Annotated in this window: 29 protein-coding genes and 5 tRNA genes; 3 read left to right on the forward strand and 31 right to left on the reverse strand. The window is 62.8% G+C overall.

The genetic code is table 11. The features are described 5' to 3' along the window. The first annotated feature begins 93 nt into the window (after window positions 1-93). Window positions 94-1,299: an ABC transporter substrate-binding protein gene (locus ACEN9F_RS07315; RefSeq protein WP_413426996.1), complete on the forward strand. Its 1,206-nt coding sequence runs from the start codon at window positions 94-96 to the stop codon at window positions 1,297-1,299. Between the two features lie 9 nt (window positions 1,300-1,308). On the opposite strand, the gene ACEN9F_RS07320 is transcribed toward ACEN9F_RS07315, so the two are convergent. From ACEN9F_RS07320 to ACEN9F_RS07465, 30 genes are all read right to left on the reverse strand, one after another. Then, window positions 1,309-2,460 carry an alginate lyase family protein gene (locus ACEN9F_RS07320; RefSeq protein ID WP_413419314.1) on the reverse strand — a complete coding sequence of 384 codons (1,152 nt, stop codon included), beginning with the start codon at window positions 2,458-2,460 and terminating at the stop codon, window positions 1,309-1,311. A 45-nt stretch (window positions 2,461-2,505) separates the two neighbouring features. Beyond that, on the reverse strand, window positions 2,506-2,952 hold the full coding sequence (locus ACEN9F_RS07325; protein WP_413419316.1) for an FKBP-type peptidyl-prolyl cis-trans isomerase: 447 nt from the start codon (window positions 2,950-2,952) through the stop codon (window positions 2,506-2,508). Window positions 2,953-3,019: 67 nt separating this feature from the next. Next, a tRNA-Gly gene (locus ACEN9F_RS07330) sits at window positions 3,020-3,095 on the reverse strand. 17 nt (window positions 3,096-3,112) lie between these two features. After that, window positions 3,113-3,186: transfer RNA gene (locus ACEN9F_RS07335), tRNA-Cys, on the reverse strand. 54 nt (window positions 3,187-3,240) lie between these two features. Then, window positions 3,241-3,316: transfer RNA gene (locus tag ACEN9F_RS07340), tRNA-Gly, on the reverse strand. Window positions 3,317-3,366: 50 nt separating this feature from the next. Further along, window positions 3,367-3,442, reverse strand: a tRNA-Gly gene (locus ACEN9F_RS07345). Between the two features lie 63 nt (window positions 3,443-3,505). Continuing rightward, window positions 3,506-3,581: transfer RNA gene (locus ACEN9F_RS07350), tRNA-Gly, on the reverse strand. 102 nt (window positions 3,582-3,683) lie between these two features. After that, complete coding sequence (gene pgsA, locus ACEN9F_RS07355) at window positions 3,684-4,265, reverse strand: CDP-diacylglycerol--glycerol-3-phosphate 3-phosphatidyltransferase (RefSeq protein ID WP_413419318.1); 582 nt, start codon at window positions 4,263-4,265, stop codon at window positions 3,684-3,686. Between the two features lie 104 nt (window positions 4,266-4,369). Further along, window positions 4,370-6,232, reverse strand: a complete 1,863-nt coding sequence (uvrC, locus tag ACEN9F_RS07360; RefSeq protein WP_413419320.1) for an excinuclease ABC subunit UvrC — start codon at window positions 6,230-6,232, stop codon at window positions 4,370-4,372. 115 nt (window positions 6,233-6,347) lie between these two features. After that, a complete protein-coding gene (gene acpS, locus ACEN9F_RS07365; protein ID WP_413419322.1) occupies window positions 6,348-6,743 on the reverse strand; it encodes a holo-ACP synthase in 396 nt (131 codons plus the stop codon). Continuing rightward, window positions 6,740-7,501, reverse strand: coding sequence for a pyridoxine 5'-phosphate synthase (gene pdxJ, locus ACEN9F_RS07370; protein ID WP_413419324.1), 762 nt, complete (start codon window positions 7,499-7,501; stop codon window positions 6,740-6,742). Before pdxJ ends, acpS begins: the two co-directional genes overlap by 4 nt. A gap of 24 nt (window positions 7,502-7,525) precedes the next feature. After that, window positions 7,526-8,383, reverse strand: a complete 858-nt coding sequence (recO, locus tag ACEN9F_RS07375) for a DNA repair protein RecO (protein ID WP_413419326.1) — start codon at window positions 8,381-8,383, stop codon at window positions 7,526-7,528. 23 nt (window positions 8,384-8,406) lie between these two features. Then, entirely contained in the window at window positions 8,407-9,309 is a 903-nt protein-coding gene (gene era / locus ACEN9F_RS07380; protein ID WP_413419328.1) for a GTPase Era, read from the reverse strand. An 11-nt stretch (window positions 9,310-9,320) separates the two neighbouring features. Beyond that, the gene (rnc, locus tag ACEN9F_RS07385; protein WP_413419330.1) at window positions 9,321-10,136 is read right to left on the reverse strand and encodes a ribonuclease III; all 816 of its coding nucleotides are present in this window, start codon (window positions 10,134-10,136) and stop codon (window positions 9,321-9,323) included. 19 nt (window positions 10,137-10,155) lie between these two features. Further along, on the reverse strand, window positions 10,156-10,539 hold the full coding sequence (locus tag ACEN9F_RS07390) for a DUF4845 domain-containing protein (RefSeq protein WP_413419332.1): 384 nt from the start codon (window positions 10,537-10,539) through the stop codon (window positions 10,156-10,158). A 40-nt stretch (window positions 10,540-10,579) separates the two neighbouring features. Next, window positions 10,580-11,497, reverse strand: a complete 918-nt coding sequence (gene lepB / locus ACEN9F_RS07395) for a signal peptidase I (protein ID WP_413419334.1) — start codon at window positions 11,495-11,497, stop codon at window positions 10,580-10,582. Then, window positions 11,494-13,287: a translation elongation factor 4 gene (gene lepA, locus ACEN9F_RS07400; protein WP_413419336.1), complete on the reverse strand. Its 1,794-nt coding sequence runs from the start codon at window positions 13,285-13,287 to the stop codon at window positions 11,494-11,496. The genes lepB and lepA overlap by 4 nt, the downstream gene beginning before the upstream one ends. 201 nt (window positions 13,288-13,488) lie before the next feature. Beyond that, on the reverse strand, window positions 13,489-13,731 hold the full coding sequence (locus tag ACEN9F_RS07405) for a glutaredoxin family protein (RefSeq protein WP_413419338.1): 243 nt from the start codon (window positions 13,729-13,731) through the stop codon (window positions 13,489-13,491). Between the two features lie 52 nt (window positions 13,732-13,783). Continuing rightward, window positions 13,784-15,292 (reverse strand): Do family serine endopeptidase, encoded by a 1,509-nt coding sequence (locus tag ACEN9F_RS07410; RefSeq protein ID WP_413419340.1) that lies wholly within the window; start codon window positions 15,290-15,292, stop codon window positions 13,784-13,786. Window positions 15,293-15,429: 137 nt separating this feature from the next. Then, on the reverse strand, window positions 15,430-15,741 hold the full coding sequence (locus ACEN9F_RS07415) for a sigma-E factor negative regulatory protein (RefSeq protein ID WP_413419342.1): 312 nt from the start codon (window positions 15,739-15,741) through the stop codon (window positions 15,430-15,432). An 89-nt stretch (window positions 15,742-15,830) separates the two neighbouring features. Beyond that, window positions 15,831-16,433, reverse strand: a complete 603-nt coding sequence (gene rpoE / locus ACEN9F_RS07420) for an RNA polymerase sigma factor RpoE (RefSeq protein ID WP_413419344.1) — start codon at window positions 16,431-16,433, stop codon at window positions 15,831-15,833. A gap of 77 nt (window positions 16,434-16,510) precedes the next feature. Continuing rightward, complete coding sequence (locus ACEN9F_RS07425) at window positions 16,511-16,930, reverse strand: hypothetical protein (RefSeq protein WP_413419346.1); 420 nt, start codon at window positions 16,928-16,930, stop codon at window positions 16,511-16,513. Window positions 16,931-17,112: 182 nt separating this feature from the next. After that, window positions 17,113-18,360 (reverse strand): beta-ketoacyl-ACP synthase II, encoded by a 1,248-nt coding sequence (gene fabF, locus ACEN9F_RS07430; RefSeq protein WP_413419348.1) that lies wholly within the window; start codon window positions 18,358-18,360, stop codon window positions 17,113-17,115. A 29-nt stretch (window positions 18,361-18,389) separates the two neighbouring features. After that, a complete protein-coding gene (gene acpP, locus ACEN9F_RS07435) occupies window positions 18,390-18,629 on the reverse strand; it encodes an acyl carrier protein (RefSeq protein WP_008449912.1) in 240 nt (79 codons plus the stop codon). A 144-nt stretch (window positions 18,630-18,773) separates the two neighbouring features. Further along, a complete protein-coding gene (gene fabG / locus ACEN9F_RS07440) occupies window positions 18,774-19,520 on the reverse strand; it encodes a 3-oxoacyl-ACP reductase FabG (RefSeq protein ID WP_413419351.1) in 747 nt (248 codons plus the stop codon). A 48-nt stretch (window positions 19,521-19,568) separates the two neighbouring features. Next, the gene (fabD, locus tag ACEN9F_RS07445) at window positions 19,569-20,510 is read right to left on the reverse strand and encodes an ACP S-malonyltransferase (RefSeq protein WP_413419353.1); all 942 of its coding nucleotides are present in this window, start codon (window positions 20,508-20,510) and stop codon (window positions 19,569-19,571) included. Window positions 20,511-20,617: 107 nt separating this feature from the next. Continuing rightward, the gene (locus ACEN9F_RS07450; RefSeq protein ID WP_413419355.1) at window positions 20,618-21,601 is read right to left on the reverse strand and encodes a beta-ketoacyl-ACP synthase III; all 984 of its coding nucleotides are present in this window, start codon (window positions 21,599-21,601) and stop codon (window positions 20,618-20,620) included. Window positions 21,602-21,617: 16 nt separating this feature from the next. Next, entirely contained in the window at window positions 21,618-22,679 is a 1,062-nt protein-coding gene (plsX, locus tag ACEN9F_RS07455; RefSeq protein WP_413419357.1) for a phosphate acyltransferase PlsX, read from the reverse strand. A gap of 195 nt (window positions 22,680-22,874) precedes the next feature. Further along, window positions 22,875-23,057, reverse strand: a complete 183-nt coding sequence (gene rpmF, locus ACEN9F_RS07460; RefSeq protein WP_008449924.1) for a 50S ribosomal protein L32 — start codon at window positions 23,055-23,057, stop codon at window positions 22,875-22,877. A 183-nt stretch (window positions 23,058-23,240) separates the two neighbouring features. Then, window positions 23,241-23,738, reverse strand: coding sequence for a YceD family protein (locus ACEN9F_RS07465; RefSeq protein ID WP_413419360.1), 498 nt, complete (start codon window positions 23,736-23,738; stop codon window positions 23,241-23,243). Between the two features lie 126 nt (window positions 23,739-23,864). Between ACEN9F_RS07465 and ACEN9F_RS07470 the strand changes: the two genes are divergently transcribed. Then, on the forward strand, window positions 23,865-24,455 hold the full coding sequence (locus tag ACEN9F_RS07470; RefSeq protein ID WP_413419362.1) for a Maf-like protein: 591 nt from the start codon (window positions 23,865-23,867) through the stop codon (window positions 24,453-24,455). 8 nt (window positions 24,456-24,463) lie between these two features. Beyond that, window positions 24,464-25,192: an SAM-dependent methyltransferase gene (locus ACEN9F_RS07475; RefSeq protein ID WP_413419364.1), complete on the forward strand. Its 729-nt coding sequence runs from the start codon at window positions 24,464-24,466 to the stop codon at window positions 25,190-25,192. Here the strand turns inward: ACEN9F_RS07475 and ACEN9F_RS07480 are convergent. Then, on the reverse strand, window positions 25,189-26,457 hold the full coding sequence (locus ACEN9F_RS07480) for an EAL and HDOD domain-containing protein (RefSeq protein ID WP_413419366.1): 1,269 nt from the start codon (window positions 26,455-26,457) through the stop codon (window positions 25,189-25,191). The two genes, ACEN9F_RS07475 and ACEN9F_RS07480, sit on opposite strands and share 4 nt — an antisense overlap. Window positions 26,458-26,540: the final 83 nt, after the last annotated feature.

Below are 26,540 nucleotides of genomic sequence, written 5' to 3' on the forward strand. Positions count from 1 at the left end.
GGGTTCATGATACACACCGCCCTGGTCAAATTCTCTTTCCGGTCAAGCGTGCGAACCCGACGCTGGCTGGCGATGGTCTTGCTATTTTCAGTGATGGGTCCGCCTGCCGTGTGCGCCGCCGCCGAACGGCTGGTGATCGACTACGTGGTGTCCAACAGCCCCCAGCGCACGGCATGGATAAGCATCATCAATCAATTTTCCGCCGCAAATCCCGACATCGACATCGTGCATCACGGCTACCCCCAGGAACAATATAAACGGGAACTGAGCACCCGCCTGCGGACCGGACAAGCCGACCTGGCGTTCTGGTACGCGGGCGAGCGTTTGCGCGATGCCGCCAGGAGCAAGCTGCTGGCCCCGCTGGATGCCGAACTGGTCGCGCTGCTGAAGAAAAAGAAGTTCGCTCCCGCCACGATCGAAGGCACCCGCATCGATGGCGAGGTCTACGGCTTTCCGCTGTATTACTACGTCTGGGGCCTGGTGTACCGCAAATCGCTGTTCGAGCGTGTCGGCCTGCGGCCGCCGGCCACCTGGGGCGAATTCCTGGAGGTGTGCGAACGCCTGAAATCGGCGGGCGTGACGCCGCTGGCCCTGGGGGCCAAGAGCGGCTGGCCGGCGGCCGGCTGGTTTGACTATCTCAACTTGCGCATCAACGGCATCGACTTCCACCGCAAACTGCTGCGCGGAGAAACGCGCTTCACCGACACCCGGGTGCGCCAGGTGTTTGACGTCTGGGGCGATCTGCTGCGCAAGGGCTACTTCTTCGACGCGACGATGGACCAGGAAACCGAACGCGTCATGCCTTATCTGTACCGCAATCATGTGGGCATGGTGCTGATGGGCAGCTTTGCCGCCGCCAGGTTTCCCGCCGCGCTATCCGCCGACATGGGGTTCTTCGCCTTCCCGAGTTATACGCCGGAGGTCCCCGCCTACGAAGAAGCGCCGCTCGATGTGCTGGTCCTGCCGGCAAGGGCCGCCAATCCCCAGGCCCGCAAGCGCTTCCTCACCTTCCTGGCGGAGAGCGGATCGCTGCGCCAGATCGCCGAGGCCGACCAGACCTTGCCGGCGCAAGCGGACGCGTCCTCGTCCACCACCTTGCTGGGCGAGGCCATGAATGCCATCCTGGCGAATGCCGCCGGGTTCACCTATTTCTTCGATCGGGACGCCAAGGCGGAACTGGTCGGCCCGACCTATGAGGGCCTGCGCCAATTCCTCAAGGCGCCCCATGACACGGACCAGGTGGTCCGCCACATCGAGAACGCGCGCCAGAAAGCAAAGGCGCCCGGCCTCGCCGAATGAGCGCCTCCGCTACCAGAGCAGCGGCTGGCGGATGAAGAAATTGCGCACCACCTCGTCGACCGCGGAATCGGCGCGCAAGGTCCGCCACAGCGCGATGTAGCCGGGTTGATCGAGCGCGCGGCCGGCAAACAGCAGGCTGCTCTGGCGCATCGGCCACTCGCCGTCATACATCACGTCCGGCGGCAACGGCCAGCGCTTCTTGTCGCGGATGTACGGCGCCATGTAGGCCATCGCCTGGCGCATGCCTTTGCCGTCGGGCGTGGCGTAGGTCCACAGATTGTCGGAAGGGGTGGACAGGATTTCGCTCAGCGCGGCCATCGCCTCCAGGTTGAACAAGGCGTAGCCGTAAGGCTTGGTGCGCTTGAGCTCCAGCGGGAAGCTGCCGTCGGCGGCCACCTGGTTGGGCAGCAGGACGGTCTTGAATCTCTCGCGGCTGTACGCCAGCAACGCCTGGTCGCCCGTCAGGCGGGCAAAGGCCGCCACCTGCATCAGCCAGCAGGTGCCGTGGTTGTTGAGCGCATCGCGCTCGTCCATGCCGTTCTTGCTGTGGGTGAGCCATTGCAGATAGGTGGCGAACCACTGCTTGATGCGGGCCTCGTCGGCGGCCGGCAGCGCGTCCGAGGAATGCAGCACTTCGACGGCGCGCGCCACCTCAACCAGGTGGATGGTGTCGATGATGCCGATGCCGCGCCCGGTGCTGCGGCCGAAGATCGCCTGCGCGTACTGCAGGTCGGGATTGAGCCGCGTCGCGTCGTCGATGAACCAGGCGCGCAGGTGGGTGACGGCGTGGTCGGCATAGCGCCGGTCGCCGGTGATTTTCCAGGCGGCGACCAGCGCCGGCACCTGCACGCTGAAGCGCATCAGCGCGCGCCGATGATCGTTGAAATTGTCCGGGTTCGACATGCCGTCGCGCTGCACGTAGGGGCCGCCGGGATGGCTGGGATCCGGCCACCAGTAGTCGCCTTCCGAGTAGAAGTCATGCGGGCCGCCGCTGCTGCGCGGGCTGTGCGACGCGGTGATCGTCAACGGCGCCTCGCCCAGCATCGGCCCGGCGGCGGCCAGGATGCGCTGGCGGTCCAGGGCCGCCACGTCCGGCGCCGGGTTGGCGGCGGCGGACAAACAGCTCAGCAACAAAACACAAATCGATAGTCGGCGTAGCATCCATGCTCCCGTGCGCGATGAGATGCGCAGTGTAGCATCGTGGGCTTAGCGCACGTCCAGCAGCTCGACCTCGAAGATCAGGTTGGCGTTCGGCGGTATCGGGCCGGCGCCGCTCGCGCCGTAGCCCATGCTGGCGGGCACGATCAGCGTACGCTTGCCGCCGACCTTCATCCCCTTCACCCCTTCGTCCCAGCCCGGGATGACCTGTCCGGCCCCGAGCTGGAAGCTGAAGGGAGAACGCCCGCTCGATGAATCGAACTGCGCGCCGTGCTGCGACTGCGCACCCGGCTCGTACAGCCAGCCGGTGTAGTTGACCACGGCGGTAGCGCCGGCTACCGCTTCCTTGCCGGCACCGGCCAGGGTATCGATCTTTTGCAAGGGCACGGCGGCAGCGCCGGCCTCGGCCGGAGGCGGCGTCTTGGCGCGGTCGCAGCCGGCCAGGGACAAGGTCAGGGTGAGGCCAATCACGCAGGAGGAAAGCAGCTTTTTCATGTCGTTCTTTCGTAGTCACGGACGCAAATGCAAAAAGGGCAGCCACGTGGCTACCCTTTTCAAATACTGGAGCGGGAGAAGAGTCTCGAACTCTCGACCTCAACCTTGGCAAGGTTGCGCTCTACCAACTGAGCTACTCCCGCTTGGAGTTCAAATTGTCTGGAGGCGAGGATCGGAGTCGAACCGACCTAGACGGCTTTGCAGGCCGCTGCATAACCGCTTTGCTACCTCGCCAGAGGAAACTTTTGACTAAGACAACAGCGGGTTACGCGCTGCGATCCGAAATTCTGGAGCGGGAGAAGAGTCTCGAACTCTCGACCTCAACCTTGGCAAGGTTGCGCTCTACCAACTGAGCTACTCCCGCATTGGAGCTTTTTTACTACGTTTTACTACGCCAACCAAGTTCCGGAGAACTGGAGCGGGAGAAGAGTCTCGAACTCTCGACCTCAACCTTGGCAAGGTTGCGCTCTACCAACTGAGCTACTCCCGCATTGGAGTCCAGCATCATAGCAGCAAGCCGCTCTTATTGCCAGTACTACGTGTCGTCGATTACTGGAGCGGGAGAAGAGTCTCGAACTCTCGACCTCAACCTTGGCAAGGTTGCGCTCTACCAACTGAGCTACTCCCGCGTCGCCGTCATCAACAACAGGCCAGCATTATAGAGGATCCATGCCGTCTGTCAATGGTAAAAACTTTGCCGAATAAAAAATATTGTTTACTCGATTAACATTTCACAGTTGGCCGGATTTTTCCTTGATCAGCGGCCAGGCCAGGCGCAGATAGTAGAACATCGACCACACCGTCAGCACGGCGGCGATCTCCAGCAGGCGCGCGCCCCAGAACTGGGTGTCGACCGCGCCAAACAGCACATCATGGAACAGCAGCAGCGGGATGGCCGTCATCTGCGCCGTGGTCTTGATCTTGCCCAGCGAGCTGACCGCCACCGACTTCGAGGCGCCGATCTGCGCCATCCACTCGCGCAGCGCGGAAATGGCGATCTCGCGGCCGATGATGATAAACGACAGCACGGCGTTGGCGCGGTCCAGCTGCACCAGCACCAGCAAGGCGCCGGCCACCATCAATTTGTCCGCGACCGGGTCGAGGAAGGCGCCGAAGGCCGAGGTTTGGTTCCAGCGGCGGGCCAGGAAACCGTCGAACCAGTCGGTGACGGCGGCAACGATGAACACCAGCGTGGCCGCCAGGTTTTGATCCGCCACCGGCAGCATGGTGGTGGGGAGGTAGTAGACCCCCACCACCAGCGGGATCAGCGCGACGCGCAACCAGGTCAACAGTATCGGTATATTGAAAGGCATAAGCTCAGAAATAAGTGCGGCGGTGAAAATTTGTAATGCGCCGCTAGTCTACCTTGCCGCCGCACATTAAACCAGCGCACTGTTGCTGTGCATGAAACAAACGCTCAATGTAGCTGTTTGTAAATTTCTTCCGCCAGCGCGCTGGATATGCCCTCGACCTGCTTCAGGTCCTCGACGCTGGCGTCGACCACGCCGCGCAGGCCGCCGAAGCGCGCCAGCAGGCGCTGCCGGCGCTTGGCGCCGATGCCCTCGATCTCCTCCAGGCGCGAGGTCTGGCGCGTCTTGGCGCGCTTGGCGCGCATGCCGGTGATGGCGAAGCGGTGCGCCTCGTCGCGGATCTGCGCCACCAGCATCAGCGCCGCCGATTCCTTGCCCAGTTCCTGCGCCGGCCGGCCGTCGACGAACATCAAGGTCTCCAGGCCGACGCGCCGCCCTTCCCCCTTGGCGACGCCGACGATCAGGCTGATGTCCAGCCCCAGCTCGGCGAACACCTGGCGCGCCATCTCGATCTGGCCCTTGCCGCCGTCGATCAGCACCACGTCCGGCATGACGCCGTCGCCGTTGGCCACTTTCTCGTAGCGGCGGAACAGCACCTGGCGCATCGCCGCGTAATCGTCGCCCGGCGTGATGTCGTTGATGTTGTAGCGGCGGTATTCGCCGTTCTGCATCTGGTGGTGGTGGAACACCACGCACGAGGCCTGCGTCGCCTCGCCCTGGGTGTGCGAGATGTCGAAGCATTCGACGCGCAGCGCCTCGATGTCTTCCGGCTCCAGCAGCAGCGCGTCGACCAGCGCGCGCGTGCGCGATTGCTGCGAGCCCTGCTCCTGCAGCAGCCGCGCCAGCGAGATCTCGGCGCCCTTCTGAGCCAGCTCCAGCCATTTTCGGCGCTGGTCCTGCGGCTGGAAGATCAGGTTGATGCGATGGCCGCACTGCTCCTGCAAGGCCTGCATCAGCGCCGGGTGGTTGAATTCGATATTCAGGATCAGCGTGCCGGGGATGAACTTCTCGGTGTAGTGCTGGGCCAGGAAGGCGGCCAGCACTTCGACCTCGATGGCGTTTTCCGCGATCGCTTCGGCGTCGCCCAGATGGCTCGGGAAGTAGGCGCGGTCGCCCAGGTGGCGGCCGCCGCGCACCATCGCCAGGTTGACGCAGGCGCGCCCGCCCTGCACCAGCACGGCGAGGATGTCGACGTCGGCGTCGCCGGTGGTCTCCATGCTTTGCTGGTGCAGCACGCGCGACAGCGACTGGATCTGGTTGCGCACCGAGGCCGCCTGCTCGAATTTGAGCTCGGCCGCATAGGCGTGCATTTTCCTGTCCAGGTCCGCCATCACCTCGGACTGGCGGCCGCGCAGGAAGCGCGCGGCGTTCTCGACGTCGAGCTTGTAGTCGTCCTTGGTGATCAGGTCGACGCAGGGCGCGCTGCAGCGGCCGATCTGGTGCAGCAGGCAGGGCCGCGTGCGGTTGGCGTAGACGCTTTCCTCGCAGGTGCGGATGCGGAACACCTTCTGCAGGATCTGCATCGATTCCTTGACCGCCCACGAGCTGGGGAAAGGACCGAAGTACTGGTTCTTCTTGTCGACCGCGCCGCGGTAGTAGACCATGCGCGGCGCATCGCCGCCGGTGATCTTCAGGTAGGGATACGATTTATCGTCGCGGAACAGGATGTTGAAGCGCGGGCTGAGCGCCTTGATCAGGTTATTCTCAAGGATCAGCGCTTCGGCCTCGCTGTGCGTGACGGTGGTTTCCAGGCGCGCGATGCGCTCGACCATCATGGCGATGCGCGGGCTGGCCAGGTTCTTCTGGAAGTAGCTGGAGACGCGCTTCTTCAGGTCGCGCGCCTTGCCGACGTAGAGCACCTTGTCCTCGGCGTCGAAATAGCGGTACACGCCCGGCAGGTTGGGCAGCTTGGCGACGGTGGCCAGGACTTGTTCGCGCGGATCGGGCGCGATGGTTACTTCGTCAGTCAATTTCCATACCTCTAGCGCCGCCTGGCCGTCATTCCCGCGCAGGCGGGAATCCATGGAACGCGTGACATGACGCCCAGCACGGGTTCCCGCTTTCGCGGGAACGACGATGTATCTCTTAATTCGATTGTTCGACGATGACGAAAGCGACCGCGTATTCCGCCTCGTCGCTGACCGTCACCTGCGTCGTCAGCTTATTCCTATCCATGAATTCCTTCAGCACGCCGCTGCAGACGATCATCGGCTTGCCGCTGGGATGATTCAGCATCTGCGCGGCCGGCCAGGTCATCGGCATGCGGATGCCCAGGCCGATGGCCTTGGCGAAGGCTTCCTTGGCGGCGAAGCGCGTCGCCACGAAGCGGATGCCGCGCACCGGATTCTTGGCTTTGCGCGCCAAATACTTTTCCATCTCTTGCGGCCCCAATATCTTCCTGGCGAAGCGGTCGCCATGGCGCGCCAGCGCTGCCTCGATACGAGGAATTTTACAGATATCGGTGCCTATGCCGTAGATCATCGGCGCGCCCCCAGCCGCGTCGAGACCATGATGGCCTTCATTTCGCGCACGGCGTTCTCCCAGCCGACGAACACCGAGTGCGCGACGATGGCGTGGCCGATGTTCAGTTCCGCGATTTCCGGGATGGCGGCGATGGCTTGGACGTTGGTGTAATGCAGGCCGTGGCCGGCGTTGACCTTCAAGCCCTTGCCCACCCCGTACAGCACGCCACGGTGGATGCGTTCCAGCTCGGTGGCCTGCTCGGCGCCCTCGGTGTCGGCGTAGCGGCCGGTGTGCAGCTCGATCACCGGCGCGCCGATCTCGGCGGTGGCGTCCATCTGCCGTTCATCGGCGTCGATGAACAGGCTGACGCGGATGCCTTCTGCCTGCAGCTGCCTGACGGCGGCCTGCACGGCGTTGAAGTTGCCCGCCACATCGAGGCCGCCCTCGGTGGTGACTTCGGTGCGCTTTTCCGGCACCAGGCAAACATCGGCCGGCCGGATCTTGCAGGCGAAGTCGATCATCTCCTGCGTCACGGCCGCTTCCAGGTTCATGCGGGTGATCAGCTGCGGCGCCAGCGCGACGACGTCGGCGTCCTTGATGTGGCGGCGGTCTTCGCGCAGGTGCAGCGTGATGCAGTCGGCGCCGGCCTGCTCGGCCAGCAGCGCGGCGCGGATCGGGTCCGGGTAGCGGGTGCCGCGCGCGTTGCGCAGGGTGGCGACGTGGTCGATGTTGACGCCGAGGTCGATGATGGTGCCGCTTGGTTGCAGGAAGCTCATGGGTTTATCTCGTTATAACTGTATTTAAAGCTGGCTAAGGTCGATCAGTATCTGGCGCGTGTTCAACGGCGCGCCGCCCAGGTGGTGCGCCAGCAGGAAGCGCATCAGCTGCTTGCTTTGCGCTTGCGTCGCGGCGTCCTGGTAATCTTCGCGCTCCATGTCGAGCAGGGTCTTGCCGGCCACGCGCGGCCACGGGTCGGACGCGCGCTCGGGGCGCGGGCCGCGTTCCGGGTCGACCACGTAGACCACGTCGGCCTGCACCGGCGCGCGCGTGGCGGTGCAGCGGGTCAGGTCGGCGGAGACGCCCGTCTCTTTAAGTAGGGCTCGTTCGAATTTTCTCAAGACGATGGGCGCGGGTTCGTTGTGCGCCAGCTGGTTGAGCGTGGCGACGTAGTGGTCGAACAGCGCCGGGTGGGCGTCGTCGCGCGCCAGCAGCTTGACCAGCAGTTCGTTCAGGTAGAAGCCGCACAGCAGCGCGGTTTTCTCCAGCGGCAGCATACCGCCCACCCATTCGGCGTCGGTCAGGGTGCGCAGTTCGGATTTGCCGACCCAGCTGGAGGACAGCGGCTGGAAGGTTTGCAGCACGCCGCGCAGCTGCGAGTGCGGCCGCTTGGCGCCCTTGGCGATCAAGGCCACGCGGCCGAAGTCGCGCGTGAACAGGTCGATGATCAGGCTGGTTTCTTTGTACGGGTAGCTGTGCAGGACGAAGGCCGGCTGGCCGGCGACCTTGGTGCCGAAGGTGCGCTCGCGCGACGGCGCGCGCGCACGCTTGGGGGCTGGTGCGGGTGTAGGCGCCGCGGCCGGGGCCGGCTGCACGCTCGCCTCCTCGGGCGCCGCCGGTGGCGGTGCCGTGATGGTGTCGTCGGCGAGCGTGGTGGACATGCTGGTGGTGGAGTCCTTGCCGCTTACTCGTAACCGTAGGCGCGCAGACCCGCTTCGTTGTCGGCCCAGCCGGATTTGACCTTGACCCAGATTTCCAGGTACACCGGGCCGCCGAACAGGCGCTCCATGTCCAGCCGGGCCTGGGTCGAGACATCCTTCAGGCGCGCGCCCTTGTTACCGATGATCATGGACTTGTGCGTGTCGCGCTCGACCAGGATGGCGGCGAACACGCGGCGCAGGTCGCCTTCCTGCTCGAACTTCTCGATCAGCACGGTGCTGGTGTACGGCAGCTCGTCGCCGACAAAGCGGAACAGTTTTTCGCGCACGATTTCCGACGCCATGAACTTCTCGCTGCGGTCGGTGATGTCGTCCGGACCGAACATCGGATCATTCTCCGGCAGGAATTTCTTGATCTCTTTTTCCAGGCCGTCCAGCTGGAAACGCAGCTTGGCCGACACCGGCACGATGGCGGCGAAATTGAACTTGGCCGCGACCTGCTGCGCGAACGGCAGCAGCACGGCCTTGTCCTTGACGCGGTCGGCCTTGTTAATCACCAGCAGCACCGGCACTTCGGTCGGCAGCAGGTCCAGCACTTGCTGGTCGGCCGGGCCGAAGGTGCCCGCCTCGATGACGAACAGGATCAGGTCCGACGAGATCAGCGTGTTGGTGACGGTCTTGTTCAGCGTCTTGTTCAGCGCGTTGGCGTGGCGGGTCTGGAAGCCCGGCGTGTCGACGTAGATGAGCTGCGCATCGTCGTAGGTCTGGATGCCGGTGATGCGGTGGCGCGTGGTCTGCGCCTTGCGCGAGGTGATGCTGACCTTGGCGCCGATGAGGGTATTCATCAGGGTCGATTTGCCCACGTTCGGGCGGCCGACAATGGCGATATAGCCACAACGGTAGTTGGCGGAGGTCGTTTCGGTAGTCATGCTGTTCTCTTTTACTTGTTTGCTGCTTTGGCAGGCGGCGGCGACGGTTCGCCGTCAGCCACCTTGGCTTCGGTCGTCTGCACGGTGGCGATGCCGGCCAGCTTGAGCTGGGCGGCGCGCGGCTTGGTCTTGCGGCCCGCAGGCGGCGACTTCAGCAGCGCTTGCTCGGCCACTTCCAACGCCAGCTTGGCGGCGGCCTGTTCGCCGGCGCGGCGGCTGCCGCCGCGTCCGTAGACCTGGATGCCCAGCTTGGGCACCAGGCATTCGATCTCGAATTCCTGGCTGTGCGCGGCGCCGTGGGTGGCAACCACATTGTACAGCGGCAGCGAGATCTTCTTACTTTGCAGGAATTCCTGCAGCAGCGTCTTGGCATCCTTGCCCAGGGTCTGCGGATCGACCGTGTCCAGGATCGGGATGTAGAAGGCGCGGATGGCGTCGCGCGCGGGGTTGAAGCCGCCATCCAAAAAAATGGCGCCTAACAGCGCCTCAAGCGTGTCGGCCAGGATCGAAGGGCGGCGGAAACCGCCCGACTTCAACTCCCCCTCCCCGAGCCGCAGGAACTGCGACAGTTCCAGCTTCTGGGCGATTTCGTACAGCGACTGCTGCTTGACCAGGTTGGCGCGCAGGCGCGACAGGTCGCCCTCGTCGATCGCCACATAGCGCTCGTACAGGATCGACGCCACCACGCAGTTGAGCACGGAGTCGCCGAGGAACTCCAGACGTTCGTTATGCAAACTGCTATGGCTACGGTGCGTCAAGGCTTGCTGCAACAGGCCAGCATCCTGGAACGTATAGCCTAAACGGGTTTGCAATAACTGAAGATTCATTGTCTGTAAGGTTCTCTATTTATTCGGTTTTCGCGGGTTTGACGCCATCCTTGGCGGTGGTACCCTCATATTCAAGCAGCAGGCTGGCCGGTCCGACCAGCGGGATCTTCTTTTCGTAGGCAAAGCTGATTTCCGTCTCGCCGTTTTCCTTGGCGATGATCAGGTCGCGGCCGCTGATCGACGTGATGTAGGCGGCGATGGCATTGGCGTCGAACGATTTTTGCATCTCGACCACGGAGCCGCCGGCCGCCTTGGCCGTCACGATGGCGTTCTGGATCGCCCGGTATTCGGTATAGGTCGGTACGATCTTCAAGCCCAGCACGCCGATAAAGCCCAGCACCGCCAGCACAAAAATCAATCCGACGACGGAAATACCCTGCTGCCGTTTGAGTCCTGCTTGCATCTTAGTCCCTTTCGAGCCGCTACGCGATGAGTGGATGTGTTTAATGGATGCTGCCGATACGACGCAGGTTACCCAGATTCATCCATACAAGAAATGCTTTTCCGACAATATTCTTATCCGGCACGAAGCCCCAGTAACGGCTGTCCGCGCTGTTGTCGCGGTTATCGCCCATCATGAAGTAGTTGCCCGCAGGAACAACGCAGGTAAAGCCTTCATAACGATAGGTGCACGCTTCGCTGTGCGGGAATTGCTTCACGTCCGACAGGTTGACCGGCGGCGCCTTCTCATTGTTGAGGATGCGGTGGCTGACGCCGGTCAGGTTTTCCTCGAACTGCTTGTTGTAGACCAGGCGGTCCTCTTCCAGGTAATCGTCCAGCGCAGTGTACTTCACTTCCACGCCGTTCACCGTTAAGCGCTTGTTTTCATACGTGATTTTATCACCCGGCACGCCAACGACGCGCTTGATGTAATCCTGGCTCATATCCAGCGGGTATTTGAACACCATCACGTCGCCGCGCTGCGGGTCGTTGATCTGGATGATCTTCTGGTTGATCACCGGCAGGCGGATGCCGTAGGTGAACTTGTTCACCAGGATCAGGTCGCCCACCAGCAGGGTCGGCACCATCGACGACGAGGGGATCTTGAACGGCTCGTACAGGAAGGAACGCAGGAAGAACACCAGCGCGATCACCGGGAAGAAGCTGCCCGAGTACTCGATCCAGGTCGGCTGGCGCAGGATGCCGGCCTCGATCGCGGCGCGGCTGATGTTGCTGTCGACCTTGATGCCGTCGGCGGTCAGCTTGGCGTTGCGGGCGTCGAACTCGGCCAGCGCGCGGTCGGCCGCGGCGCGGCGCTGCTTGGCCAGGTAAAACACGTCCAGGAACCAGATCACGCCCGTGATCACCATCAGCACGAACAGGATTAATGCAAAATTTCCCAAGATCACTTGCAGGTTCATTTGTCGTCCACTTGTAAGATTGCCAGGAACGCTTCTTGTGGAATCTCTACCGAGCCCACTTGCTTCATGCGTTTTTTACCTGCTTTTTGCTTCTCCAACAGCTTCTTCTTACGGCTGATGTCGCCGCCGTAGCACTTGGCCAGCACGTTCTTGCGCAGCGCCTTGACGTTCTCGCGCGAGATCACGTTGACGCCGATGGCGGCCTGGATCGCGACGTCGAACATCTGGCGCGGAATCAGTTCGCGCATCTTGGCGGCCACCTGGCGGCCGCGATAGGCGGAGTTGGAACGGTGCACGATGATGGCCAGCGCATCGACCTTCTCGCTGTTGATCAGCATGTCGACCTTGACCACGTCGGAGGCGCGGTATTCCTTGAACTCGTAGTCCATCGAGGCGTAGCCGCGCGAGGTCGACTTCAGCTTGTCGAAGAAGTCCAGCACGATCTCGCCCATCGGCATCTCATAGACCAGCTTGACCTGGCGGCCGTGGTAGGCCATGTCCATCTGCACGCCGCGCTTGCCGATGCACAGCGTGATCACCGAGCCGACGTACTCTTGCGGCATGTACAGGTTGACCGTGACGATGGGCTCGCGGATCTCGTTGATCTTGGTCGGCTCCGGCATCTTCGACGGATTGTCGACCTTGATGATGCTGTTGTCGCGCATCACCACCTCGTACACCACGGTCGGCGCAGTGGTGATCAGGTCCATGTCGAACTCGCGCTCCAGGCGTTCCTGGACGATTTCCATGTGCAGCAGGCCGAGGAAGCCGCAGCGGAAGCCGAAGCCCAGCGCCTGCGATACTTCCGGCTCGTACATCAACGCGGCGTCGTTCAACTTCAGCTTTTCCAGCGAGTCGCGCAGCGCGTCGTACTGGTTGGCCTCGACCGGGAACAGGCCGGCGAACACCTGCGGCTGGACTTCCTTGAAGCCCGGCAGCGGCGCCGGCGCCGGGCGCGTCGCCAGGGTGACGGTATCGCCCACCTTGGCGGCCTTCAGTTCCTTGATGCCGGCGATGATGAAGCCCACCTGGCCGGCCGACAGCTGCGGCAGCGAGACCGAGCGCGGCGCGAAGATGCCGACGTCTTCCACCAGCTGCAACGAATCGGTCGCCATCAGTTTGATCTTGTCCTTCGGCTTCAGCGTGCCGTTGACCACGCGCACCAGCATCACCACGCCGACGTAGGCGTCGTACCAGGAGTCGACGATCAGCGCCTGCAGCGGCGCGTCCGGGTCGCCCTTCGGCGGCGGCACCTTGGCGATGATCGATTCCAGCACGTCTTCCACGCCCAGGCCGGTCTTGGCCGAGCAGTGGACGGCGTCGCCGGCTTCGATGCCGATCACGTCTTCGATCTCGGCGATGGCGCTAGGCGGATCGGCGTTCGGCAGGTCGATCTTGTTCAGCACCGGCACCACTTCCACGCCCAGGTCGAGCGCGGTGTAGCAGTTGGCCACGGTTTGGGCTTCCACGCCTTGCGAGGCGTCGACCACCAGCAGCGCGCCTTCGCAGGCCGACAGCGAGCGCGACACTTCATACGAGAAGTCGACGTGGCCCGGGGTGTCGATCAGGTTCAGGTTGTAGACGATACCGTCGCGCGCCTTGTATTGCAGGGCTGCGGTTTGCGCCTTGATCGTAATGCCGCGCTCGCGCTCCAGATCCATCGAATCGAGCACTTGCGCCTCCATCTCGCGGTCGGACAGGCCGCCGCACAGTTGAATGATGCGGTCGGCCAGGGTCGATTTACCGTGGTCGATGTGGGCGATGATGGAGAAATTGCGTATGTTGTTCATTAACAAATATTCAAAAACGGGGTTTGATACGACAGGGCGCGCGCGGAGGCAAATCCTTGGCGCAATACAAAAAAAGCGCTCCGAGCGGGGCGATAATGCCCTGGCGAGCGCCTTGATGCTTTTCTACCCCCGCATTTTACCGGATTTCAGAGGGGAAAGGCCGACTTATGCAGTGCGAAATGCAACTTGCGGGGCTGATGCTTATTTTTTAAGCAATTCCAGCACCCTGGCTTCGTCCAGGAAGTAATGGCAGAGTTCAGGCCGGGACAGGTCGGCGTACAACACCGGGACCAGCTCGTCGAAGCGGGCGACCAGGGCCTCGTCGGCATCGACGTCGATGACGTCGACCGTGATGGGCTGGTCCGGGGTCTGCAGGCGCATCAGGGCGTCCAGCATGTCCTGGCACAGGTGGCAGTAGCTGCGGGAGTAGAGGGTAAAGTGCATCGGAGATCCCGTACCTCGTCGTCCCCGCGTGCGCGAGGACGACGGGTTGACGTTACTTGGCCGTCGGACGCAGCGAGATGAACTGCGACACGTCGCCGCGCCGCACCTGGATCGCCGTCGGCTTCTTCGGATCGAGCCTGGCCACCGCCGCGTTGAACTGCTTGGCGTCCTTGATCTCGATGTTATTCAGCTGCAGCAGCACGTCGCCCTCCTCCAGGCCCGCGCCGCCCGCCACGCCCTCGGCCGAATCCACCACCACGCCGCCATCGACGCCCAGCTCCTTCTTCTGCTCGGCGGTCAGGTCGCTGACCTTCAGGCCCAGCGCATTGGCCTTGGCCACTTCTGGCTCAGCCTTGCCGCCCTTGCCCTTGCCCGCCTTGGCGGTCTTGTCCGCCTCCAGCTCGGCCACGGTCACCGGCAGGTCCAGCTGCTGGCCCTTGCGCCACACGGTCACGGTCGCCTTGCTGCCCAGCGCGGTGCCACCCACCAGGCGCGGCAGGTCCGACGAGCGGGTCACCGGCGTGCCGTTGAACTTCAGGATGATGTCGCCCGCCTTGATGCCGGCCTTGTCGGCAGGACCGCCCGGCTCCACCAGCGACACTTCCGCGCCCTGCGCGTTCTTCAGGCCCAGCGACTCGGCAACCTCCTTGCCGACTTCGCCGATCTGCACGCCGATGCGGCCGCGCGTGACCTTGCCGCTCTTCTTGAGCTGTTCCGACACGCGGATCGCCTCGTCGATCGGCACCGCGAACGAAATGCCGTTGTAGCCGCCGGACAGCGTGGCGATCTGCGAGTTAATCCCGATCACCTCGCCGCGCATATTGATCAGCGGACCGCCCGAGTTGCCCGGGTTGACCGCGACATCGCTCTGGATCAGCGCCAGGTAGTCGCCGGTGTCGCGCGACTTGGCCGAGATGATGCCGGCCGTGACCGTGTTCTCCAGGTTGAACGGCGAGCCGATCGCGATCACCCATTCGCCGACGCGGATCTTGTCCGAATCGCCCATGACCAGGAACGGCAGCTGGGCGCCTTCGATCTTCAGCACCGCCACATCGGTGCGCGCATCGGCGCCCAGCACCTTGGCCTTGAACTCGCGCTTGTCGGTCAGCGTGACGAACACTTCGTCGGCGCCGTCGACCACGTGGGCATTGGTCATCACATAGCCGTCGGCCGACAGGATGAAGCCGGATCCGACGCCGCGCTGCACCGGCTCGTCGGACGGCGCCTGGCGGCGGCCGCGCGGCGTGCCCTTGCCGCCGGGATTGCCCGGCTGCGGGATCGCGCCGCCAAAGAAGCGGCGCAGGAATTCCTGCATTTCCTCGTCGCCCGGCAGGCCGTCGGCGCCGCCACGGCCGCTTTGCTTGAGGCGCTCGGTGGTGCGGATATTGACCACCGCCGGGCCGACGCGGTCGACCAGATCGGCGAAATCGGGCAGGCCGATGACGGCGCCGGTGACCGGCGCGGCGGCTGTGGCGGTCGCCATGCCGAGCGACATCCATACGCTTGCGCCGAGGACCAGCGCGGAAAGAGTTTTACTACCAGCAGCGAAATTATTTTTCATGGAAAGTATCGATCTTTATAAAGTTCCGGAATGCGAGCGCCCCCACCATCGGCGCAAGACTGCGCGATGTGAGGCTAGCACATGGTAAGCGAAAAACCGCCTGACGGCATGAGCAAAGTTATTATAAGAGTATGCGCTTAAGGCAGGATTATGGCGGCCGGGGATTCGGCCTGGTCCTGGCGCGGCATGGCGGCGCCACCGCCGTCGGCGGGCGCCGGCGCGTGGGCCGGTTCGGCCGCGAGGCGCGCCGCCAGCGCGGCGCCGAAGCCGTCGCTGAGTTCGCCACCCGGCGCGGCGCGCAAGACATCGCCGGTCAGGTGATAGGCGCGCCAGGCCGCCTGCCCGTCGGCCGTGCCGAGCGCGGCCAAGGCAAGCTCGCGCTCGCTGTCCGGCAGCTCGCCATCCGCCAGTGCCGAGATGTTTTCGTGCAGTCTTTTCTGGGTATCCATCGCGTATCCCGCCATGTCAAAACAAATCCGCCGCGCGCCGTCTCCAGGCTCATTGCCGATTGCCAACAACTATTGCCATCATTGCCGCGTTACCAGCGCTTGTCAATCGGCATGTCCAGCAAAGGCCTCAATTTCTCCGCGATGACTTCGCGGGCGCGGAAGATACGACTGCGCACCGTACCGATCGGGCAGGCCATGATGTCGGAAATCTCCTCATAGCTCAGGCCCTCGATCTCCCGCAGGGCGATCGCGGTGCGCAAATCCACGGGCAAGGCATCCATCGCCGCGTTGACGGTCTGGGCGATCTGCTTGCTAGCCAGCATGGATTCCGGCGTATTGATGTCGCGCAAATGCTCGCCATCGTTAAATGCTTCGGCTTGTTCGGCGTCTGCCTCGGTCGACGTGGGCGTACGCCGCCCTTGCGTCGCCAGAAAATTCTTGGCGGTATTGATGCCGATGCGGTACAGCCAGGTGTAGAAGGCCGAGTCGCCGCGGAAATGCCGCAACGCCCGGTACGCCTTGATAAAGGTCTCCTGTACTACATCCTCGGCCTCGGCCGGATCGTGCACAATACGCGACAGCAAGCGCATCAGGCGGCGTTGGTATTTCGCCACCAGCAAATCAAACGCCTGCTTATCGCCGGCACGGACCCGGTCGACCAGCATCTGGTCACACTCACGTTCTGTCGTCACTCCTGCATTCCTCGGTGGCCTGCAGCGTTGCCGATTCTTATAGCCTTATGCTATAGAGTTAGCCCGCTGCAAGAAGTTCACAGTGCCGGCATGTTTATTTGAGCAGCGGCCCGGCAAGCCAATGCCAGCGCCCGCCGTTCGGGCCGCGCGACACTGTCCGGCAGTACCACCAGCACGTGTCCGCCGCCATCGGCGCCACCCAGGCGCAACAGCAGCAAACCCGGCCACAAGGTCGTGCCGTCCAGCAGGCGCAACGGCGCTCCCGTCTGTTGGTATACCGTCAGCCGCACTTGGCCGACACCGGATATATCAAGCCTGCGCGCGATACCGGGAGGGCGGCCGAACAGCCAGCCGAACACACCCGCAAGCACGCACAACCATGGCGCGGCGACGCCCGGACACACGGCTGCGCTCGCCATCACGCAACAACACAAGCCGGCATGCGCGACGCGCAAAACGGACGAGGGGCGAACGATGACGGACACCGCAATCGACATGACAGCAGCACCACAAACACGTTAAAAAACTGGGGGATACATGTGGAAGCGCCGGTCTCAGACCGGGCAATTCTGGCGCCGGCGAATGCCGGCGCCGAATCCTCGCTCACCTTGGTTGGACAAGGCGAAGCGGGATTTGGTTCCACCCGGAGGCAGAACTTTTTACGACGATTTGAGCAAGCTCAGATCTTGCCGAACAGCAGGCTGCCGTTGGTGCCGCCGAAGCCGAACGAGTTTTTCAACGCATACTCGATCTTCATCGGACGGGCCACATTGGCGCAGAAGTCCAGGTCGCAGGCAGGATCCTGGTTGAAGATGTTGATGGTCGGAGGCGACACCTGATGGTGGATCGCCAACACCGTAAACACCGCTTCCAGGCCGCCGGCGCCGCCCAGCAGGTGGCCGGTCATCGACTTGGTCGAATTGACCACCAGCTTCTTGGCGTGATCGCCGAAAGTGCGCTTGATGCCCTGCACTTCCGCGACGTCGCCCTGCGGCGTCGAGGTGCCGTGCGCGTTCACGTACTGCACCTGGTCCGGGTTGACGCCGGCGTCGCGCAACGCGGCTTGCGCCGACTTGCTGCCACCGCTGCCGTCTTCCAGAGGCGAGGTCATGTGATACGCATCGGCGCTCATGCCGAAGCCGTGCAGTTCCGCGTAGATCTTGGCGCCGCGCGCCTTGGCGTGTTCGTACTCTTCGAGCACCATCACGCCGGCGCCTTCGCCCAGCACGAAGCCGTCGCGGTCCGCATCCCATGGACGGGAAGCGGTGGCCGGATCGTCGTTGCGTGCCGACAGCGCCTTGGCCGAGGCGAAACCGCCCAGGCCCAGCGGCGACACGGTCGATTCCGCACCGCCCGCAATCATGACGTCGGCATCGCCGTACTCGATCATGCGCGCGGCGGCGCCGATGCAGTGCAGGCCGGTGGTGCAAGCCGTCACGATCGACAGGTTAGGACCACGCATGCCGTACTTGATCGACAGGTTGCCCGAGATCATGTTGATGATCGAGGCAGGCACGAAGAACGGCGAGATACGGCGCGGACCGCGCTTGTCGTAGTCTTCCTTCTGTTCTTCGATCATCGGCAGTCCGCCGATACCGGAACCGATGATGACGCCGATGCGGTCGGCATTCTCTTCGGTGACGACCACGCCGGAGTCTTGCACAGCCTGGATGCCGGCAGCCATGCCGTAATGGATAAAGGTATCCATGTGGCGGGCTTCCTTGGCCGAGATATAGTCCTCGATATTGAAGCCTTTGACTTCGCCGGCAAAACGGGTACTGAAAGCTTGTGCGTCAAACTTGGTGATGGTGGCAATACCGGATTTGCCCTCGGTCGCCGCAGCCCAGGTGTCGGCAATGTTATTGCCGATCGGGGTCACGGCGCCCAGGCCGGTAATGACAACACGACGGTTTTTAGAACCTCTCAAGCGATTCTCCTAAAGTCGATCGGGCAGAATTAGGCCTTGACGTGGGCAGTAGCGTAATCAATCGCTTGCTGCACGGTCGTGATCTTTTCTGCTTGTTCGTCAGGGATTTCCATTTCGAATTCGTCTTCCAGGGCCATCACCAGTTCAACGGTGTCCAGGGAGTCTGCGCCGAGGTCGTCGACGAACGAGGATTCGATCTTGATGTCTGCTTCTGCGACGCCCAGTTGCTCAGCGACGATTTTCTTAACGCGTTGTTCGATATCCGACATGTTATGGCTCCATTTTGTTTGTTACGGAAAGCGCGCATTTTATCAGGTTTGCGCACTGAAAAACTAATTTCGGTGTCTGCTGCTAAATATTCCGAAATCACTGCTAAAAGACTTGAACCGGCATTATATTACCGCCGGAACCGGTCAATTCATGTACATGCCGCCATTCACGTGCAGCGTCGTGCCAGTGATATAAGCGGCTTGCGGCGACGCCAGGAAGGCCACCGCCGCGGCGATGTCCTCGGGCTTGCCCAGGCGCGCCAGCGGAATCTGGGTCAGCAAGGCGGCGTGCTGCTCTTCGCCCAGCGCCTTGGTCATGTCGGTGTCGATAAAGCCCGGCGCCACGCTGTTGACGGTGATGTTGCGGCTGCCGATCTCGCGCGCCAGCGCGCGGCCCATGCCTTCCACGCCGGCCTTGGCGGCGGCGTAGTTCATCTGGCCCGGATTGCCGGAGGACGCCACCACCGAAGTGATGTTAATAATACGCCCAGTCTTCGCTTTCATCATGCCGCGCAGGACGGCGCGCGACAGGCGGCCGACCGACGACAGGTTGGTGGCGATGACGTTGTCCCACTCTTCGTCCTTCATGCGCATGGCCAGCTGGTCCTGCGTGATGCCGGCGTTGTTGACCAGGATGCCGACGGCGCCGAAGGTCTTGGTGATCTCGTCGATGACGGCGGCGCAGCGCTCGGCGTCGGTCACGTTCAGGACCATGCCCTTGCCCGCCTCGGCGCCGATCTCCGCCAGATAGGCCGAGATCGCTTCCGCGCCGGCGTCGGTGGTGGCGGTGCCGATCACGCGCGCGCCCTGGCGGGCCAGCTCTTGCGCGATGGCCTTGCCGATGCCGCGCGATGCGCCCGTGACCAGGGCGACTTGATTTGCTAAATTCATGTAAGTCCTTCTACGGTAATAAGGGAGTGTGCCTGAAGTCGCGGTTGCTTATTTGAGCAGGCTCAATACGCGCTCCAGCGAGGCTTGGTCGGTGATCGCGTCGCCCACCAGGCTGGCGTCGATGCGCTTGGCCAGGCCCATCAGCACCTTGCCCGGGCCGCACTCGACCACCTGGGTGATGCCTTCGGCGGCGACCTTTTGCATGGTCTCGACCCAGCGCACCGGCGCGGCGGCCTGGCGCACCAGCGCATCCTTGATGCTGGCCGGATCGCTGAGCACGGCGACGTCAACGTTATTGATCAGTGCGATTTGCGGCGCCGAGAAAGCCAGGCCGGCCATGTAGTCGCGCAGGCGGTCCGAAGCCGGCTTCAGCAGCGACGAGTGGAACGGCGCCGACACCGGCAGCTTCATGGCGCGCTTGGCGCCCTTGCCCTTGGCGATTTCGCAGGCGCGCTCGACGGCGGCGGTGTGGCCGGCGATCACGACCTGCGCAGGCGCGTTGAAGTTGACCGCTTCCACCGTCAGCGCAGGATCGGCGGCGATCGCTTCGGCGCAGGCGGCGCGCACATCGTCATCCGACAGGCCCAGCACGACGGCCATGGTGCCCTGCCCGACCGGCACGGCTTCCTGCATCGCTTGCGCGCGGAAGCGCACCAGCGGCACGGCGTCCTTGAAGGAAATCACGCCGGCGGCGACCAGCGCCGAGTATTCGCCCAGGCTGTGGCCGGCAACCACCGACGGCAGCGGACCGCCGGCGGCGATCCATGCGCGGTAGACGGCCACGGCGGCGGTCAGCATCACCGGCTGGGTGTTGGTGGTCAGGTCCAGCTCTTCCTTCGGACCTTCGGCGATCAGCTTGCCCAGGTCGAACTGCAGCGCGTCCGATGCTTCGGCGATGGTTTGCGCCACCACCGGATTGCCGGCGAAGCCGTCCATCATCGCGATCGCTTGCGAGCCCTGGCCTGGGAATACAAATGCAAATTTAGTCATGCTTGATCCATCTGGTTATTGTTCGGTCAAACTCGGGAGCAACGCTAGCATGCCATCGTGACAGCATTACTACCGCCGAGCCCGTTAGAACTCTAATTCTAAATCAGTTAAAAACGCGCCAGCACCGCGCCCCAAGTGAAGCCGCCGCCCACACCTTCCATCATGATGTGCTGGCCTTGCTTGATACGGCCGTCGCGCACGGCGACGTCCAGCGCCAGCGGGATCGACGCGGCCGAGGTGTTGCCGTGCTGGTCGACGGTGACCACCATCTTCTCCAGCGGCAGGCCCAGCTTCTTGGCGGTGCTGCTCATGATGCGCAGGTTGGCCTGGTGCGGGATCAGCCAGTCGATCTGGTTTTGCGCCATGTCGGCTTTTTCCAGCGCCTCGTGCGCGACCTTTTCCAGCACCGACACGGCCAGCTTGAACACCGCCGGGCCGTCCATATACAGGTAGGCCTCGCCGGCGATCGCGCCGCCGAAGGAATTCGGCATGCAAAGGATGTTGGAGTGGCGGCCGTCCGCGTGCAGCGCGGTCGCCAGGATGCCCGGCTCTTCCGACGCGCTCAGCACCACGGCGCCGGCGCCGTCGCCGAACAGCACGCAGGTGGTGCGGTCGTTGAAGTCGAGGATGCGGGAGAACACTTCGGCGCCGATCACCAGCACGTTCTTGTGCACGCCGGCGCGGATGAAGGCGTCGGCGGTGGACAGCGCGTAGACGAAGCCGCTGCACACGGCCTGCACGTCGACGGCGGCGCCGTTGTTGGTGATGCCCAGCTTTTGCTGGACCACGCAGGCGGTGCTGGGGAAGCTGCCGAAGAAGTCGGGGGTCGAGCTGGCAACGATGATCAGGTCGATATCGTTGGGCTGCAGGCCGGCCATTTCCAGCGCCTGCCTCGACGCGTTCACGGCCAGGTCCGACGAGTTTTGATCGGGCGCGGCAAAGTGGCGCGCCGCAATACCGCTGCGGCTGACGATCCATTCGTCCGATGTCTCGATGCCCTTGGCGGCGAGTTGATCAGCCAGTTCCTGGTTGGTCACCCGTTTTTGCGGCAGGTAGCTGCCGGTGCCGATAATTTTGCTGTACAAAGTCATGCCGTTCTACCGTCCACTAAATAGTTGAGCTTGGTACTTCGGGGGTTTCAGCGTTACGCGGCATCAGCTCGGCGATCAACGTCGAGATATGCGGCAACACATCATTTTTTGCAGCATCATACGCCCGCTTGATCGCCCACTCAAAGGAATATGCGTCCGCGCCGCCGTGGCTCTTGAACACCAGGCCGCGCAGGCCCAGCAGGCTGGCACCGTTATAACGCGACGGCGACAGGCGGTTTTTGATCGATTTCAAGGCGCCGCGGCCGATCAATGCGCTCAGCATGGTCAGCGGGTTGCGGGTGAATTCGGTCTTGACGGTGTCGGCGAAGAAGCGCGCGACGCCCTCCACCGCCTTCAGCGTGACGTTGCCGACGAAGCCGTCGCACACCACGATGTCGGTGGTGCCCTTGAAGATATCGTTGCCCTCGACGTTGCCGTAGAAGTTCAGCGCGCCGCGCTCGTGGTCGGCCTGCAGCAGCTTGCTGGTGGCCTTGACGACGTCGTTGCCCTTGATGTCCTCGGTGCCGACGTTCAGCAGGCCCAGGGTCGGACGCTCGATGTTTTCCATCGCCGACACCAGCACCGAGCCCATGATGGCGAACTGGTGCAGGTGATGCGGTTCGCAATCGACGTTGGCGCCCAGGTCCAACATATAGGTCGGGCCGCCTTTTTGGTTCGGCATGATGCTGCAGATGGCCGGGCGGTCGACGCCGGTCATGGTCTTCAGCACGTAGCGGGCGACGGCCATCAGCGCGCCGGTATTGCCGGCCGAGACCGAGGCTTGCGCCTTGCCGTCCTTGACCTGCTCGATGGCGACGCGCATCGACGAATCCTTCTTGCGGCGCAGGGCCACCTCGAGCGGATCGTCCATGGTGACTTGTTCGGAGGCGTGCACCACGCTCAGGCGCGGATGCGCCTCGGCGTGGTGCTTCTTCAATTCGGCGCGGATAACGTCTTCCAAACCGACCAGTATCAGTTCAGCCTCTGGTTCGCGTTTGACGAAGGAAATAGCTGCGGGGATGGTGACCGAGGGGCCGTGATCTCCGCCCATGCAGTCGATAGAAATTTTGATTGTCATTTGTTTTGATTCAGTACCACGCTCCAGCCCTTCCGGGGCAAGCTGCGGCAAGCTGCGGACCCACAGTTTCCAGGTCGACGCGTTTCAAAATGACGGTGTGCAAAAGAGGATTGCAGCCGATGAAAAAAGAAAAAGCGATGCTTCGCGAGTTATACACGTAGCACCGCCTATTTCCGGGTCCAGCAAAAACGTCGATTACTCGTCGTTTTTGGTTTTCAGGACTTTACGACCACGGTAGAAGCCGTTAGGGCTGATGTGGTGACGCAGGTGGGTTTCACCGGTGGTTGGCTCGATACCCAGCTGTGGAGCTACCAGGAAATCGTGCGAACGGTGCATACCGCGCTTCGATGGGGATTTCTTGTTCTGTTGAACTGCCATGTTAATGACTCCTAATACATAAGTTCTAAAATTTTAACACATTCGACCAGCAAATACATGCGAATCGAGTATCCTGCCGGCAAAACTTAACCGGCATAGTTAAACTGAGATTTACTACATTTCACTGCTGACTTGCCATACTCGATTTACTACACGCGTTTGACACGTTCTTTACAACACTACTTATTCGGATTTGAGGCCCTTGAGGGCGTCGAACGGCGACAGTTTCTGGCTTTTCGCCTTGTCCAGCAGGGCCGAGTCGGGGCAGACATCGTGTTTCGGCGTATGCGGCAAGGCCAGCAACGCTTCGTCTTCCACCAGGTCCATCACATCCATGCTGCGGCTGCCGACGATCACATCGATCGTCTCGTCGTCGATCATTTCTTCAATTTCATCCGCCTGCTCATCATCTTTGCCGAGCATCAACAGCGTGGAAGCGTCGATCTCGTGAGCGTAAGGCGTCAGGCAGCGCTGGCAGACCAGTTGCACGGTGCCGGCAACCGACAGCGTCATCTGCGGGAAGCCCATCTTGCTGGCGCCTCCTACTACCTTCCAGGTGATCGTGCCGGATGTATCGGCGCAATCCTTGGTCAAACGGGTCATTTCGGCAACAGGCGTCACGCCTTCTCTGCTGCCGTTGCTCCGACAAAAATCAAAGGCGTCGATCACAATAGCATTCATTACAGAAAATTCCCCGGAAAACCTGCGATAATAACAGGGTTTTCGACACCAAGTCAAAGCCTTAGCGATTTTTTCGTTCTTTTTGCCGCTGACCTTACCGGCGACAGAGCATATAACATTCCCCTCATGACATCAAGTTTACTCGTACTCGCCTCCAGCTCGGCCTATCGCAAGGAACTATTATCACGACTGCAACTGCCGTTCGAGGTCGCGCTGCCGGACATCGACGAAACACCGCGGCCGGGCGAGACGCCCAGCGCCACCGCGCTGCGCCTGGCGCGTGAAAAAGCCGCCGCCGTGGCCGCCAAGATGCCCGGCCGCATCATCATCGGCTCCGACCAGGTCGCCACGCTGGACGATGAACAGATCGGCAAGCCCGGCAACCACGCCAACGCGCTGGCCCAGCTGCAAAAGATGCGCGGCCGCGAAGTGATCTTCCATACCGCGCTGTGCGTACATGACGGCCGCACGGGCCAGGCGCAAGTCGAGGATATCCAGACCATCGTGACCTTCCGCGACTTGCCGGACGCCGAGCTGGACGCCTACCTGCGCATCGAGCAACCCTACGACTGCGCCGGCAGCGCCAAGAACGAAGCGCTCGGCATCGCCATCCTGGAGCGCATCGACAGCAGCGACCCGACCGCCCTCACCGGCTTGCCTTTGATCGCACTGACAGGCATGCTGCGCAAGATAGGCGTTTCCTTTTTCAATATCTAAAGATTTTTATGCCCGGCACCCTCTTCTTAATACCGAACACCCTGGGCGAGACCGAAGCGCTCGCCAACGTACTGCCCGAGCAGGTCCAGCGCATCACCGCGCAGCTGGACTACTTTGTCGCGGAAAACGCCAAGACCGCGCGCGCCTTCCTGAAACTGGTCAACGCCGCGCATCCGCTGGCCAAGCCGCTGCAAGAGATCAAGATCGCCGAACTGAACGTGAACACCCCGGCCGGCGCGCTGGCCGGCCTGCTGGCGCCGCTGCTGGCGGGCCAGGACGGCGGCCTGGTATCGGAAGCCGGCGTGCCGGCGGTCGCCGACCCCGGCGCCGACCTGGTGCGGCTGGCGCACCAGCACAACATCCCGGTGCGGCCGCTGGTCGGGCCGTCGTCGCTGCTGCTGGCGGTCATGGCGAGCGGCCTCAACGGCCAAAGCTTCGCCTTCAACGGCTACCTGCCGACCGACGCCGCGCAGCGCGCCACGCGCATCAAGGAACTGGAACAGCGCTCGCGCAAGGAAAAGCAGACGCAGCTATTCATCGAAACGCCCTACCGCAACGCCGCCATGCTGGAAGCGCTGCTGGCGTCCTGCGCGGCGGGCACGCTGGTCTGCGTAGCGACCGACCTCAGCCTGCCATCGGAAACCATCCGCACGATGACGGCCGCGCAATGGAAGAAAGCCAGCCCACCCGACTTCCACAAAAAGCCCACGGTCTTCCTGCTGCTGGGCCAGCCTTAGATGCCGCGCGTGTATTCGGTGACCCACTCGATGGCGGTCAGCTGGATGGCGTAGAGCTCGGCCGGCTTGAGCGCCAGCTGGTGCAGTATCTGCGCCAGCGTGCGGCCGTCGCGGCCTTGTTCGAGGTGTTCGATCAGGCTGAGCATGCTGCCGTAGTCGCCGCCGCGGTGCAGCAGCGCGGCGCGCACTTCGTCCAGCACGTTGACGCTTTCCAGCACGTCGCGCATGTGGATCGAGAATAGCGTGTCCATCAGCGACATCACGCCCACCGTGAAGCCGATGTCGGCGCTGACGCGCTGCCCCGGCCGCAGGTGCTCGACCATCAGCTCCATGGTCTTGCCGCGCGTGGTGGCCAGCTGCAGCAGCGGCGAGGTGAATTCCTGCGTGCCGCCGTTCTTTACGTACAGCAGGATCTGCAGCCAGCGCCTGAGCTGGCGCCGCCCCAGCACCATCAGCGCGTGGCCGACCGAGTTGATGCGGTAGCGCGCGCCGACCGCCGGCGTGTTGACCAGCCGCAGCAGGTTCAGCGTGATCAGCGCGTCGTGCTTGACGCTGCGTTCGATTTCCTGGTTGCTGGCCTCGCTGTTGAGCAGGTCCAGCAGATGCAGCACGCTCATCTGCGACGGCGAGATTTTCTTGCCGCTCAGGACCACCGGCCGCGCGAAATAATAGCCCTGGAAATATTCAAAGCCCAGCTCCATGCATTGCTGGAATTCCTCGATGGTCTCGACCTTCTCCGCCAGCAGCTTTTGCCTGGGATTCTTCAGCACCCGCGCCAGCGCCGGCAAGGTGCCCGGCTGCATGTCCTTGATGTCGACCTTGATGACGTCGCACAGCGGCTGGAATTTCTGCACGTCGTCGGACTGGCCGATCACGTCGTCCAGCGCGAAGCGGAAGCCCGCCTGCTTGAGCTCGCGCACCCGGTCCAGCACTTCCGGCGTGGCTTTGACGGTTTCCAGGATTTCGAGGATGACTTTGTCGTGCGGGAGGAAACGGATGAAATCGCTCATCAGGCCGATGGCGTCGACGTTGACGAAGGCCATCTGGTCGCCGACCACCTGGGCCATGCCCAGCTCGGATGCGTGGGCGATGACGGTGGCCGTGGCCTCGGCGTCATCGGTGACGCTGGCGGCGTTGTGCGCGCCGGCGTCGCGGAACAGCAATTCGTAGGCTACCAGCCGTTGCCCCCGGTTGAGGATGGGCTGGCGCGCCAAAAAGAAGTTATCAGCAAGTTTGGATGGCGCCGGTGACGAGGCTATCATCATGCGTAGCTCCCAATCTGCAATCGACCCTGCCGCAGGCGGCCGTCTCTTGCGGCCCCCTGCTATCCACCAGACTATACCTTTCT

The organism is Duganella sp. CT11-25, assembly GCF_047302815.1.
In the GTDB taxonomy this organism is placed as follows: domain Bacteria; phylum Pseudomonadota; class Gammaproteobacteria; order Burkholderiales; family Burkholderiaceae_D; genus Rugamonas.